The organism is Corynebacterium sp. FDAARGOS 1242 (assembly GCF_016889985.1).
In the GTDB taxonomy this organism is placed as follows: Bacteria; Actinomycetota; Actinomycetes; order Mycobacteriales; family Mycobacteriaceae; genus Corynebacterium; species Corynebacterium minutissimum_B.
In genome coordinates, this window is record NZ_CP069568.1 from 976737 (window position 1) to 989683 (window position 12947).

Annotated in this window: 12 protein-coding genes; 2 read left to right on the forward strand and 10 right to left on the reverse strand. The window is 59.5% G+C overall.

All coding sequences use genetic code 11. The features are described 5' to 3' along the window. Positions 1-64 precede the first annotated feature (64 nt). Complete coding sequence (locus I6J72_RS04635; protein WP_204100088.1) at positions 65-889, forward strand: cobalamin biosynthesis protein; 825 nt, start codon at positions 65-67, stop codon at positions 887-889. Here I6J72_RS04635 and I6J72_RS04640 read toward each other — a convergent pair. Both I6J72_RS04640 and I6J72_RS04645 read right to left on the reverse strand, forming a co-directional pair. Continuing rightward, positions 886-1620, reverse strand: coding sequence for an SDR family oxidoreductase (locus tag I6J72_RS04640; protein WP_204100089.1), 735 nt, complete (start codon positions 1618-1620; stop codon positions 886-888). The two genes, I6J72_RS04635 and I6J72_RS04640, sit on opposite strands and share 4 nt — an antisense overlap. Then, a complete protein-coding gene (locus I6J72_RS04645; RefSeq protein WP_204100090.1) occupies positions 1620-2702 on the reverse strand; it encodes a Xaa-Pro peptidase family protein in 1083 nt (360 codons plus the stop codon). Before I6J72_RS04645 ends, I6J72_RS04640 begins: the two co-directional genes overlap by 1 nt. A 73-nt stretch (positions 2703-2775) precedes the next feature. Here I6J72_RS04645 and I6J72_RS04650 point away from each other — a divergent pair, with 73 nt between their 5' ends. Beyond that, on the forward strand, positions 2776-3393 hold the full coding sequence (locus I6J72_RS04650) for a trypsin-like peptidase domain-containing protein (RefSeq protein ID WP_239107498.1): 618 nt from the start codon (positions 2776-2778) through the stop codon (positions 3391-3393). Here I6J72_RS04650 and I6J72_RS04655 read toward each other — a convergent pair. The 8 genes from I6J72_RS04655 to dop all read right to left on the reverse strand — a co-directional run bounded on the left by I6J72_RS04655 (position 3380) and on the right by dop (position 12941). Further along, positions 3380-6178 (reverse strand): RNA helicase, encoded by a 2799-nt coding sequence (locus tag I6J72_RS04655; RefSeq protein ID WP_204100091.1) that lies wholly within the window; start codon positions 6176-6178, stop codon positions 3380-3382. The two genes, I6J72_RS04650 and I6J72_RS04655, sit on opposite strands and share 14 nt — an antisense overlap. A gap of 77 nt (positions 6179-6255) precedes the next feature. After that, complete coding sequence (tatC, locus tag I6J72_RS04660) at positions 6256-7308, reverse strand: twin-arginine translocase subunit TatC (protein ID WP_370552155.1); 1053 nt, start codon at positions 7306-7308, stop codon at positions 6256-6258. Positions 7309-7380: 72 nt separating this feature from the next. Further along, positions 7381-7644: a Sec-independent protein translocase subunit TatA gene (tatA, locus tag I6J72_RS04665; RefSeq protein ID WP_204100092.1), complete on the reverse strand. Its 264-nt coding sequence runs from the start codon at positions 7642-7644 to the stop codon at positions 7381-7383. 81 nt (positions 7645-7725) lie between these two features. Then, entirely contained in the window at positions 7726-8691 is a 966-nt protein-coding gene (locus I6J72_RS04670; RefSeq protein ID WP_204100093.1) for a YafY family protein, read from the reverse strand. Then, complete coding sequence (locus tag I6J72_RS04675) at positions 8684-9682, reverse strand: YafY family protein (protein WP_204100094.1); 999 nt, start codon at positions 9680-9682, stop codon at positions 8684-8686. The genes I6J72_RS04670 and I6J72_RS04675 overlap by 8 nt, the downstream gene beginning before the upstream one ends. A gap of 23 nt (positions 9683-9705) precedes the next feature. Next, the gene (gene pafA / locus I6J72_RS04680; protein WP_204100436.1) at positions 9706-11100 is read right to left on the reverse strand and encodes a Pup--protein ligase; all 1395 of its coding nucleotides are present in this window, start codon (positions 11098-11100) and stop codon (positions 9706-9708) included. Between the two features lie 47 nt (positions 11101-11147). Next, entirely contained in the window at positions 11148-11339 is a 192-nt protein-coding gene (locus tag I6J72_RS04685) for a ubiquitin-like protein Pup (protein WP_115022118.1), read from the reverse strand. Between the two features lie 57 nt (positions 11340-11396). Next, on the reverse strand, positions 11397-12941 hold the full coding sequence (dop, locus tag I6J72_RS04690; RefSeq protein WP_204100437.1) for a depupylase/deamidase Dop: 1545 nt from the start codon (positions 12939-12941) through the stop codon (positions 11397-11399). Positions 12942-12947: the final 6 nt, after the last annotated feature.

The following is a 12947-nucleotide window of genomic DNA, read 5'->3' on the forward strand; positions in this document are numbered from 1 at the left end:
TACCCTACTTGGTTTACCTGCCCGTTCGCTGTTACCCCTCCCTGGGCAATTAGACTGATTCATCATGTCTCATACCTTGCACTTCTATCCCGCTGGCGGCGTGGTGTCACCTGAGCAATGGCTAGCGCTGGGCCAGGCTGCACGCGAACACGCTGATGGTTATGTCTACCTCGATGAACACAGCGTGGTTACCCTGCGTGGAGTGGACGACGAAGCCGATATGAGCAGTGTGTCACTGCCCCACAGCGCCCCGCACGTTGTGGCCTCTCCTCTGTCTCTGCATGCTCGTAACTTGGCTGCGCGCGTGGCTGAGGAACTCGCCGCTGCAATCACAGAACACGAGGTAGCTCTCACGCGCTTGGTACATATCGTCGTGGGCATCGACGGCGGTCACGGTGACATTGTGGCGCACGGAGTATCGCTGGGCTTACAGTTGCATGATCCAACAGACACCACGGAGGTGCGCCTTATCCAGGAGGGCCAGGTGTCCGGTGAGGCGCTGGCGCTTGACGACGCCCTCCCCGCCCTCATCGACTCCGTTCTCACGGTGGCCACGAGTGACGCTGCCGTGGGCGTAGCTGCGCCCTCCGCTAAAATTGAAGGAACCGACTCGGATCGTGGCCCCACAGCATCGGTACAGGCGCCCATCGGTTGGCTTACTGAGCACACCGCTGAGGGCCGCGTCGATTTGGGCGCAGGTTTGCACAAGGGCGTTCTGCCGGGCGAGTACGCGGGGCTTATAGCACAGCTAGACGTACCTATTACGGTGACACCGTGGCGAGGCTTGGTGCTCCACGACCTTGCGGATGGTGATGCGGACGTCGTCCTGCGCGTCCTAGCCCCACGCGGCTTTATTTTCGACGCGCAATCACCCTATCTGCAGGATTAACGCGGCATGTGCCGCCAGATGGGGCGCGGGACGAGCTTCATAATCCAGGCCAAGAGCTGAAGCGCGCGTGGAATCCATAGCGTGCGCGAGCCTGAACCGGATTCAATAGCCCGCGCGACGGCTTCCGCGACGATATCCGGAGTCACCGACAGCGGCGCCGGCTTCATACCGGTTGTCATGGAGCCGATAACGAAGCCAGGACGTGCGGTAATGAGCGACAGGTCGGATCCGTGCAGTCGGTCCGCCAGACCCTGGCAGAAAGCATCCAGCCCGGATTTAGTCGAACCATAGACATAGTTAGCACGGCGCGCCCGCCACCCCGCAATCGACGAAAAAGCGACGATATGGCCAGAGGACATGACATCCGCCAGCACGGTGAGCATTGATACCTGCGCCGCATAGTCCACCAGCGCGATGTCGAAGGCATGGGCCTCGTCGCGTTCCGCACGTTCTTGATCCCCCAAGATGCCGAAAGCAACCACAGCCGTGGTGATGGTTTCGCCCGCTAGCTGTGCTGCGCGGTCAACGACGTCTCGATGGTGCTCGACATCCGTCGCGTCAAAGGACAGGGTATGCATGGCAGTGGCTCCTGCATCGGATAGCTCCTGCTGTAACTCCTCCATCCCGTGTTCGCCACGTGCCGCCAAGACTATCGTGCGACCACGACATAACCTGCGAGCGAGCTCTCCGCCGATGTCGCTGCGCCCGCCGAGAATCAACAGCGCGCCCATTAGCGCAGCTCCCGGGGTGCCTGGTTGAGGGATTCATAGCCATCAGCGGTGGTCACCACGATGTCCTCCAAGCGCATTCCCCATTGACCAGGAACATAGATGCCTGGCTCGATGGAAAACGCCATGGACTCCGCCAGCGTCAGCATGTTGCCTTCCATGATGAACGGCTCCTCGTGAGTAGACAGCCCAATGCCGTGGCCCGTGCGGTGCGTGAAGAACTCACCCCAGCCGGCTTCCTCAATGACCTGGCGGGTCACACGGTCGATGTCTTGCGCACTTACGCCGGGGCGTGCCGCAGCACGTCCAGCCGCCTGCGCGTTCTCCAGCACTGCATAAGCCTCACGGAACTCGGCCGGTGCTGCGGCGACATCACCACCGACGACATACGTCCTCGTGCAATCGGAATGGTAACCAGATGGCAAAGTGCCACCAATATCCACCACAACGGGATCGCCGGCAGACAGCACGCGGTCACCGAAGTCGTAGTGCGGGTTCGCACCGTTGGCACCGGAACCGACGATGATGAAGTCAACCGCGCTGTGTTCGCGCAGTATGAGCTCACGAAGATCCTCTGCTACCTCAGCCTCTGTGCGGCCTGGCTGCAGGAGACGAGGCACCTCGATGTGGACCGCATCAATTGCGTGCGCCGCCTTGCGGAGCTGATCAATCTCTTCGGCATCTTTGCGAGTAAAGAGCTCAGAGAGGGCTTGTGTGGCTAAAACATAGGATGCCCGGTCGAGCAGAGCCTGGAAGCGCAGCACGTGATCAGCCGTCAGCGTCGACCCTAACGCTACATGGTGCGGGCTAAGCCCTTCCAGGGCCAGCGCATACGGATCCTCACCGTCTTTCCAACCGCGAAGCTCGGCGTCGACGCCCTGGAGGGACTCAATATCGGTACTCGGAGCCACGATTACCGGCTCAGCATCGGGGCGCACCACTAAGCACGTTAGCCGTTCATGGGAAGACACCCAGGAGCCAGTGAGATAAGCGAATTCAGCGCCAGTGCCCAAGAGAGCCACGTTAATGCCGTGTGCGGCCACTGCCTCACGCGCGCGCGAAAGACGGGAAGCGTAATCAGTCATGGCCGCCAGCTTACCCGCCGTGCTGGGCCGTACCGAGTGCCGAACTGTGCGCTTCCTCGATAGGCTAGAGCACGTGAAAACTCATCCCGCTGTCGTGAAAATCCGCACCCGCAACGGGTACTGCTCGGGTGTATTAGTGGACTCCTCACTTGAGCCACGAACTCAGCACCGCGCTGAACTGGTCCTGACCTGCGCGCACTTCTTCCGTGACAACCTCGAAGAGGGTGACATGTACAAGGTAAGTGGTGGCTTTAACCGGCGGCTGAAAGCTGTGCGCACCATCGACGGCACCGATATGGCGCTGTGTGCGCTCGATTCGCCAGCTCCTGCTCGCGACGTGCCTGGAATTGCTGCACAGACCCCATCGTTCCGTGATCCGATTTCTACGTGGGGATTCGGGGGCAAGGCGCGTCGCGCACAGCTGCGTCAAGGACTCTTTCTTATGCCCTTCTTCCGCGTTTGGTCGGTGGACTTTCGCACGACGGTCTCGCCCGCCGGCATGGTGTTTAACACACTTCCGGCTGTGAAAGGTGATTCAGGTGGCCCAGCATTCCTCAATGACGAGGTCGTAGGCACCCAAGCTCTCATCCTCAATCCTTTGGGCAAGAACCTGCGCATCGCTACCTTGGCGCTGATTGCACCCCACCGCCGAGCACTCATCGCGGCGGCCGCGGACCTTAAGCGCCGATAGCCACCACTCCTCGCTGAATGGCGTCTATGGCGCGCCGGGCATTGCGGCGAATTTCGTCCTCGTAGCCGGTCTTGGCTATTTGTTGGAGCAGGTCCACCACCTGGCGGCACCACCGCACGAAGTCACCCGGGGTAAGTTCAGCGCCCGCTTCGTTGGCGGCGGCCATGCAGTAGGCCAACGGTGCACCTGCGGTCCACTGGTGAATGGCGAGCGCAAAAGCAGGTTCCGGCTCACGAGTTTGGGGCAGGTTATGCCGCTTTTCATCAGCAACAAGTTCGGTATAAATCCGCCACGTAGCCTCCATCGCATCCGCCATGGGATCGGTAGCTGCGCTCGCCTCACCGCGTGTAGCCTTGCGGTTTTCAAAGACACAGAGGGAGGCCACGCCAGCCAGTTCAGCTGGGTCTAGGTCATTCCAGATACCTCTCTTGAGGCATTGCGCAACGAGGAGATCCGACTCGGAGTGAATCTTGGCAAGGCGCTCGCCTTCATCGGTGATGACGGGCTCGCGGTCGTCACCGTAGCCCTCAAACTCGACGTAATCCATCTCAGCGAGAAGGTCGACGATGCGTTCAAAGGTCCGTCCCAAGGTATCCGTGGCGCGTTCGACCTTGGTTTCGAGTTTCTCCAAGTCCCGCTCGCGTCGAGCGAGCTTCTGAGCTACTCCAGCCAGCTGCTCGCGGTCAGTAGCCGGCCAATGGTGGACTGGATGCTGGCGAATGGCATCGCGCAGCTCCCCCACCTTTTTATTTGGACGGTTTCGTGGTTCCGTGCGCATCTTCTTCGGCCGTTTATAAAAGTCCCGCTTGAAGGCATCCTGAACGTACTTGGTGTGGCGACGCGGATTCTTCTGCGCTGCGCGCGGCAGCTTCATGTGGCCCACGGTGATGGGCGGGTTCTCGATACCTTCGGCGTCAATTCGCCCGGACCATCCCGATTCGGTGGTGACCCACGGTCGGGGATCAGTGGTTTGATTAGCGGGAGTAACAACGACTGCTAAGGTGGGGCGCTTGCGCGTGGCGATGGCGATAACCTCCCCTACCTGGAGGCGCGCAAGGACCGCAGCGACTTCTTTGCGGCGCTCGTGCTTCTTATTGGCTTGGGCGGCCTTCTCTTCCTCAGACAGCGCACGGCGCAGGCGCATATAGTCCATGAGGACCTCGGCGGCATCGTCGCCGTCGGTGGTAGGCGGCGCCAAGTGGGAGATGGCGTCCTCAAGCTGCGCTCGTAGTTCGCGCACGCGGTGCTCCGCACGTTCAATCTCACGGGTCTCCTCCACCACGGAACCGTCTGCTTGGAACTGAGCGAAAGATTTCTCCAGCAGGCGGAGAGATTCATCAAAGCCGAGCATGCCGAGCAAGTTAATCGCCATGTTGTAGCCCGGTTCAAAGGTGGAAATGAGCGGGTAGGTACGTGTTGAGGCAAGCCCGGCGACGGCTTGGGGATCCATCGCTGGCGCCCATTGGACAACGGCATTGCCCTGTGTATCGATGCCACGGCGACCCGCGCGCCCAGTGAGCTGCGTGTACTGTCCCGGTGTGAGATCCACGTGAGCTTCACCGTTGAATTTGATGAGCTTCTCCAGCACCACTGTGCGCGCTGGCATATTAATGCCGAGTGCGAGGGTCTCAGTAGCAAAGACTGCCCTGACCAAACCTTTGACGAAAAGCTCCTCCACGATGTGCCGGAACGCCGGCAGCATACCTGCATGGTGGGCGGCGAACCCACGGGATAGCGCTTCACGCCAACGATTGAAGTCCAAAACCTGTAGGTCTTCTTCCGGGATTCCTTCCACGCCTCTATCTACGATGGCTTTGATTTCGGTGGCTTCCTCCGGCGTGGTCAGAACCATTCGGGAACGTAAGCACTGGTACAGGGCACCATCGCAGCCAGCTCGGGAGAAGATAAAAGTAATGGCCGGCAGCATGTTCATGGCCTGCAGCTCTTTAAGCACCTCTGGGCGTCCGAGCGGGCGGTAGCGGTCCTGGGCGCGGGGCGCTCCGCTGCGCCTGTCGCCGCCCTTGTGGCGTGCACGAGAACGGAAGTTGGCACGTTTGTACTCGTAGCGTTCGTTGCCGTGATCGGACGTGCGCTCCCCCGACTCTAGCCGCTCAATGCGGCGCGCCAGTTCGGTGTTGACCTGTCCGCCGGAATCCGGCTCGAAGAGCGGGTAAATCTTACGACCTACCATCATCCATTGATCTAGTGGGACTGGGCGCTTCTCTGAGACGATGACGGTCGTATCTCCACGCACGGTGCTAAGCCAGCGACCGAATTCTTCTGAGTTGGACACGGTTGCGGAAAGACCAATGATGGAAACGTGCTCATCAAGGTTGAGGATGACCTCTTCCCACACGGCGCCACGGGAGGCGTCTGCAAGGAAATGGATTTCATCCATCACCACGTGAGTCAGCCGGTCGAGCGCACCAGAGCCGGCATAAATCATGTTGCGCAGGACCTCAGTGGTCATCACCAAGATATCCGCGGAGGAGTTGATGGAAACGTCACCAGTGAGCAGGCCGACGGCGTCTTCGCCGTGTGCCTCGACCAGATCGTGGTACTTCTGGTTACTCAGAGCCTTAATCGGGGTTGTGTAGAAACAACGTGTTCCCTGGCTCAACGCTAGGGACACGGCAAACTCACCCACGATGGTCTTGCCCGCACCCGTTGGCGCACAGACCAAGACGCCATGTCCGTCCTCGACGGCCTGGCAGCCTTCGACCTGGAAGTCATCCAGGGAGTACGGCAGGGCGCGGGTAAACTCATCCAGATGCGTCAGTGTCATAAGCACCCAGGGTACCTGCCTAATGGACGTCCGGCGCAGTGAGTCGCTTACCCAATAAGAGGTGGGAAGCGGCAATTCTAGAGAACGTCGTCGAAGAACCCACCCTGGGGCGGCTGAGTACGTGTATGGGTGCTCGGCGGAGTGGCCTTAGATGGAGTCGGAGAAGCCGTGACACTCGTCGGGGCTTCTACTGGAGTAGGTGCCTCAATGCCACCTGGACCTTCTCCCAGCGGAGAGGCCGTCTCATCGTCGAGGTCCATCCACTCGGGGCGCGTACGGTTTCGGCGCTTGTCGTTGATTCGGCAGAACTGGAAGGCGATCTCTACAAGCAAGACCAGTGCCAAGGCCAGAACCAACATGGAGAAAGGCTCTTGACCAGGTGTGACCACCGCGGCGAAAATCATAATCGCGACGATGATAATTCGGCGCTTGTCCTTGACATGCTGGTACTCCAAGACGCCGACCATATTGAGGCACACGATGAGCAATGGGATTTCAAAACTCACGCCGAAAATCATGAGCAGCGCCAGCAGGAAATAGAAATACCGCTCGCCGGTCAGCGCAGCAGTCTGGAACTCTTCACCCATGCCCATGAGGAACTCAAGGCCGACGGAGAGGATGAAGTACGCCAGCACAGCACCAAGGACGAACAATACGACTGCTGAGAAGACGAAGAAGAAAGTAAAGCGGCGTTCGTTCTTGTGCAGGCCGGGGACGATGAAAGCCCAAATTTGGTACAACCACACAGGTGAGGACAGCACTGCACCGGCCAGTGCACCTACTTTGAGGCGAAGCAAGAGCATCTCAAAGGGACTGGTGGCCAAAAGGCGGCATTCGCCATCGGCAGAGAAGGACACACGGCTTTCTTCAGGCAATGAACAATACGGCCCACGGAGGATCTCGCCGAGCGGCGCGATATTAAACGGTGCGTTCTGATACCAGATGAAACCCACAATGGTGCCCACGACGAGGGCAAGCAAAGAGATGACGATACGCCTGCGCAGTTCCTGCAGGTGCTGAACCAGGGTCATCTCCCCAGTCGGGTTCTTCGGTTTGCGCCGAAGCTTGGAGGTCCATGTCTGCCTGCGAGACGTTTTCTTAGCAGTTGGTGGTGTGCTCATAGTGCTCAAGGCACACGTCCTCCCCTCTCAGGCAGAAAGTTGTTGTTAGTGGTGGGTGGGCCGCGTCTAGTTCTGTGCGTTCTAGTTCTGCGTGCCGTCGACCGGTTTGGTGGAGCGCGGCTGCATCTCCGGGCTATTCCAGAAGTCCTCGTCGTTCTTCTTCGATGCAGCGATCTGGCCCTGCTCGTTAGTGGTGTTGTTCTCGTCCTTCATCTCTTTGACCTCGGACTTGAAGATGCGCATGGAGCGGCCGAGAGAACGGGCCAGCTCAGGAAGCTTTTTAGCGCCAAACAGCAGCACAATTACGAGGACGACAAGGCCGATTTCCAAAGGTCCCACGGTCATGGGGTTGCCCCTTCTTTCGTAGTTGGTGGTGCGCGCTGTAAAGGAAGATTGTTCCTCACAACGAGCGCACGCAGAGAGCTCTTATTCTGGGTGTTGAGTATAACGCTCCATAGCGCGATTTCTATGCTGCGAAATCGTCTCAACCAGTTTCTCAGGCCCCACAACACGCAATCTATCACCCTGACCGAGGGCAAAACGGCTAAACCAGTCTTCCGATCCGACCGGCATCGTTGCAGCTATGAGGCCATTTCCTAACTCTTCGCCAAGAGTGATGTCATAGTGCTCGGCTAGCCAGGTGAACTCTTGGTGAATCTCAATCTGCGCGGTGAGAGTGTGATCTAGACCAAAGGGAGAATCGGGGTTAAAGTCCAACTCCCTCACGTGAGGGGTCGCGGCAGCATCGAGGACCTCAACATTGTGCATGCGGTCAAGTCGGAACGTGCGGTGCTCCCCTGCTGAGTCATCCCACGCCGCCAGATAAGGTTCACCATCCACGATGAAGATACGGGCTGGGTGAACGGTTCGTTCCGTGGTTCGATTAGAGGACATGCTCCAGTAGGTAAAACGCACCTGCTGGCGCTTGTCGACGGCTCTCGCAAGCGCCGCCTGTACTTCAGATTCCGCGGGGTCTGTTGTTGCCAGGGAATCATAGATGGCGGCGGTCTTGTCGTCCATGATGGCGCGCAACTTGGAGGCCGCGGAATGGACCGCGGAGACGTCGACAAGCCCCGGCATAGCTTCCAAGGATTCGAGGGTGAGCAGCAGTGCGCCGGCTTCCGTCGGCGTAAGGCGCAACGCTTGGGTTAAGCCCTGATCATTGTAGATTTCAATACCATCGCGGTAGCTGAAGCTTAAATCAATGAGGTCTTCAGTATTGCGCCCCACACCGGAGCAAAAGAGCCTATCGATGGCGTCTTTAAGCTCCACGGGCGTCATACCGAGGTCTTCTGCAGCTTCCATAGGGCTCAGTCCCGGATGGTTACGCAGATATGGGATGAGGTTGAGAGAGCGCACAAGCGCCTGCAGCTTGCGAGACTGATCAGCCATGGACTTCCTCCTCGCTAGCACTGCGAAGTAAGGCCAGGATGTCGGAGCAGACGTCCTCAGGCTCGAGGACAACCACGTCCGGCGCATAGCCCGCGGCGGTGCGGATGAGCCAATCACGGTCGACGTCGTGAAGCTCGACTTGCCCATCTGGGCGGCGCTCTCCGGCCTCCACTAATTCGACGGCCTGGCCCTGCGGTACCTCAAGGAGCGCAGTGACGGTCTCACCCCGCTGCAGCGCTGCAATGACGAGGTCTTGCAAAGGCGCACTCTGCTCGAGGTGCGTGGCTCCCTGGCGGGAACGGCGCACATTGTCTATCCGCGTGGCGCGAAAGGTGCGCGGTGCCTCGCGGTCAGCGTCCCAGCCCACGAGGTAGACGCGGTCACGGTGATTGACCAGTCCCCAAGGATCCATGAGTCGGCGTACAGGCTCGGAGGAAGGAGTGGCGTAATAGTCAAAGGAGATACGCACGCCAGCGCGGACCGCAGTGAGGACAGCCTTGACCAACTCCGGGCTGAGCTTCGTCATGTCATTGACGGCCGTGTAGACGGGCGCTCCAGAAAGATCACGGGACGCACCCGAAGCAGCAATCTTGGTCCATGCAGACAAACTGAAGTCACTGAGGCCACCCGGAGTACCAATTCCACCGGCCACGCCAAGGACCATGGCTTCCTCGGGAGTGAAATCGACCGGCGGTAGCTGGTAGTCCTCAGGGTTGAGCCGATACAGAGGACCCTCAGCGCCACTAGAATGCACCACCGGAACACCGGCGCGTTGCAGCGTGCGGATATCGCGGGAAAGCAACTTGCTAAACGCCTCGTCGCTCTTGCCTTGGTAGCCCTCGACATGGCTGCGAATCCATGCTGCGCTGCGGTCTGGGACACCTCCCTGGTGGGCGACGCCATGGAGTGCAAAGGTGAGGTTGGTAAGTCTTTCAACAGCCATGTCCCGTGCAGCAGCCCGGGTGGCTGCGCGGTCAGTGGACGGCGGCATAGTAGTGCTAGGCTCCTTCAGACTTAAAACGGCGTGGTGACGCTGTGATGCGAACGCATGTAGTCTAACAATCCATCCAAGCGCGGGTCCGCGGACACGAAGGGGTCAGAAAACTCCTCCGTCATGGGCTCTGGGCGGTTGACCTTCATACGCGTCCAATCCACCGTGATGGCCGCATTGAGCTCACGCGCGGTGGCGAGGAAGTCTCCGCGCAGCTTGGCACGTGTCGTCTGCGGCGGTTCCTCAACGGCAGGAGAAATGGCAGCATCATCAATCCAGCGCTTGACCATCCCTCGCTGCTCCAACACACTATAGAGGCCACGGCCGGGGCGAATATCGTGGTACGTCAGATCGATCTGGGCCAGCTTTGGATGGTCCCACTCCCCTCCCAGACGGGTGCGGTAGCGCTCGAGAAGACTGCGCTTGATAACCCAATCAATCTCACGGTCGATACCAGAAAAGTCCTGAGTCTCGATTGCTGTAAGGGTGCGCTGCCACAGGTCAACGACGCGGGCCATTTCCGCAGTAGGGGTGCCAGCATCGTCGCGGTGCTCGAGCCAGCGCGCGGCAGCGGAGCACAAGGTCTGCTGGACTTCCAGGGCGGTAATCGTGGAGTCATCGGCCAGCGGCAGGAGCGTGTTCCCCGTGGGATCGAGGGCAATCGCGCGAATGTGGTGGATAGGATCCTGGACCGAGTACTGCGGTACGTCGAAGCCTGCCTCAAGCATTTCCAGCATCAGCAGCGCGGAGCCTACTTTGAGCGCCATAGTAGGTTCCGCCATGTTCGAGTCACCCACGATGACGTGCATACGTCGGTAGAGCTTGGAATCGCCGTGCGGCTCGTCGCGCGTATTGATGATGGGCCGCGAGCGAGTCGTCGCCGAGGACACGCCTTCCCACACCTGGTCGGCGCGCTGAGACAGCACGAAGCGCGCTGGTTCATCGCCCTTAGCCCTCTGGATCATTCCAGCACCACAGATGAGTTGGCGAGTAATGAGGAACGGTAGCAATGCCTGGCCCAAGTCCTTGAGCACAACGTGGCGGCCAATGAGGTAATTCTCGTGGCAGCCGTAGGAGTTACCAGCAGAATCCACATTGTTTTTGAACAGGTAGACTGCGCGTTCCTCGCCTTGTGCGGCGAGAGCCTCTTCTGCTTGTCGAGCTAGATGGTCCACCATCACATCACCCGCGCGCTCGTAGGCAATGAGCTGGCTCAAGCTATCGCACTCTGCTGTAGCAACCTCTGGGTGAGAACCCACATCGAGATAGAGGCGCGACGCGTTGGGGGCGAAAATATTTGAGGAAGAATACTCCGCTACCACGGGGCGAAAAAGCAAGCGGGCAATCTCATCGGGTGACAAAACCCGCTGCCCGGAAGCCGTAGAGGTGGTGATACCGTACTCGGTTTCAATGCCCATGATGCGCCGAGCGTATACAGGCGCAGTATCGGCGGTCTTCTCCACCTTTATTCGCCGCCCTTTTGCACATAAGAGCGCACAAACTCTTCGGCGTTGGATTCCAGCAGGCCATCGATCTCATCGAGGAGGTCATCGGTACCAGCGCTGTTGATGCTGACCTGGCCGGCGTCGAATTCCTCGGCGTTATCACCGGAGTTGTTGCCGCCGCCGGCGTTAATCTGAGATTGCTTACCGCTCATGGTGAAGGCTCCTTTCGTGAGCTACAAAGCGAGATCACGCTGCTTAAAACATGCGCTCTAATACATCGTAGGGTACTCGATGGGCACGCCGAGCTGGCGCAATCCCTCCACGAGTTCTTTCGCGTGCGTGCTGGATTCGAGTAATGTGCCGACGTCTCCCCTCCCTAACTGCGTGGTCACATCGAGGGGAACATGGGCAGCGCCGGATTCGGGCCCGCTGGATTCGCCCACGCGAAACGTCAGCGATTGCCAGGAGGCAGCGAGGACATCCTCACCAAACTTCTGGGTGGCGCGCCCACGCAGGTAAGCGCGGGTATCACTCGGTGGATTCTCTGCCGCATGGATAAGCTCCTCCTCACTGACGAGGGTACGCATCTGTCCCTTGCGCACGAGAGCGTGGTGGAGGGATTTGGCGGGATCGATGTCGGTGTACTGAAGATCGATGAGCGCAAGCTTGGGATCTTCAGGGGCGACACCACGGTCGAGGTAGCCCTTAATAAGGCGGTACTTGGCTACCCAATCCAGCAGGTGTGCCGCTTTCAAGGGGTTGTCTGCAAGAAGACTCACAACCTCGTCCCAGGCAGCGAGGACCTTCTCGTCTTCCTTTGTGGTGGCGGTGACACGTTCGCGGTAAACACTGAGGATGTCGAGGGCGGTGAGGCGGCGGCCGTCGCGAAGCACCAGCTCATGGCTTAAGGTGAGGTCGCGGCTCACGCGCTGAACTTCCGCCACGGGCTCGGCCAAGCGCAGGTCACTAAAGTCGACGCCGTCCTCGATAGCGTCGAGCACCAGCGAGGTCATGCCGAGCTTGAGGAGGTTCGAGGTCTGAGACATGTTGGCGTCACCAATGATGACGTGGAGGCGGCCAAAGTCCTCCGCGACCGCATGGGGTTCGTCGCGCGTATTGATAATGCCGCGGTTAAGCGTGGTTTCCAAGGAAATCTCGGTTTCGATATAGTCCGCGCGCTGGGAAATCTGGAATCCGGGTTCATCGCCATCGGGGCCTAAGCCCATGCGGCCGGCGCCCGTCACTACCTGGCGAGTTACGAAGAAGGGAATCAGGCCCTGGGCAATGTCCTCAAAATCGGTGCCACGGGAGTACTGGTAGTTCTCGTGGCTGCCATAGGATGCACCTTTGCCGTCGACGTTGTTCTTGTAGAACTTCAACGGCGGGCACGGGTCGTGGTGTGCGAGGACCGAGGTGCCCTGGGCTGTGAGCTCGTTGACGGCGTCTGCAGCGCGGCGCAGGATGAGGTCCCCGGCGGCGTCGTACAGCATGGCATCCCACGCGTTCGTGCATTCTGGCGAGGAGTACTCCGGGTGCGCATGATCGACATAGAAACGTGCGCCATTGGCGGTGACGACGTTGGCGACGCCGATCGCATTCGGATCTACGACGGGAACGGTGTGATAGCGCTTGAGATCAAACCCTCGGCTATCGCGCAGCGGGTGTTCCTCGCGGAAATCCCAGCGCGAACGTGCCCCAGTGTGCAGCGCGGCATAAGCCACGACGGCATGCGTCGAGGTCACGATGGGAGACAATGCTGGGTTTGACGGGGTAGCAATACCGTACTCGGTTTCAGTCCCCATGACTCGGTTGATACGGCT

What these genes read in the sequence shown, in the direction of transcription:
- I6J72_RS04640 (WP_204100089.1), bottom strand. Translation starts at nt 1,620, where the DNA reads ATGGGCGCGCTGTTGATTCTCGGCGGGCGCAGCGACATCGGCGGAGAG.
- I6J72_RS04645 (WP_204100090.1), bottom strand. Translation starts at nt 2,702, where the DNA reads ATGACTGATTACGCTTCCCGTCTTTCGCGCGCGCGTGAGGCAGTGGCC.
- I6J72_RS04685 (WP_115022118.1), bottom strand. Translation starts at nt 11,339, where the DNA reads ATGAGCGGTAAGCAATCTCAGATTAACGCCGGCGGCGGCAACAACTCC.
- I6J72_RS04675 (WP_204100094.1), bottom strand. Translation starts at nt 9,682, where the DNA reads ATGCCGCCGTCCACTGACCGCGCAGCCACCCGGGCTGCTGCACGGGAC.
- I6J72_RS04670 (WP_204100093.1), bottom strand. Translation starts at nt 8,691, where the DNA reads ATGGCTGATCAGTCTCGCAAGCTGCAGGCGCTTGTGCGCTCTCTCAAC.
- tatA (WP_204100092.1), bottom strand. Translation starts at nt 7,644, where the DNA reads ATGACCGTGGGACCTTTGGAAATCGGCCTTGTCGTCCTCGTAATTGTG.
- pafA (WP_204100436.1), bottom strand. Translation starts at nt 11,100, where the DNA reads ATGGGCATTGAAACCGAGTACGGTATCACCACCTCTACGGCTTCCGGG.
- I6J72_RS04655 (WP_204100091.1), bottom strand. Translation starts at nt 6,178, where the DNA reads ATGACACTGACGCATCTGGATGAGTTTACCCGCGCCCTGCCGTACTCC.
- I6J72_RS04635 (WP_204100088.1), top strand. Translation starts at nt 65, where the DNA reads ATGTCTCATACCTTGCACTTCTATCCCGCTGGCGGCGTGGTGTCACCT.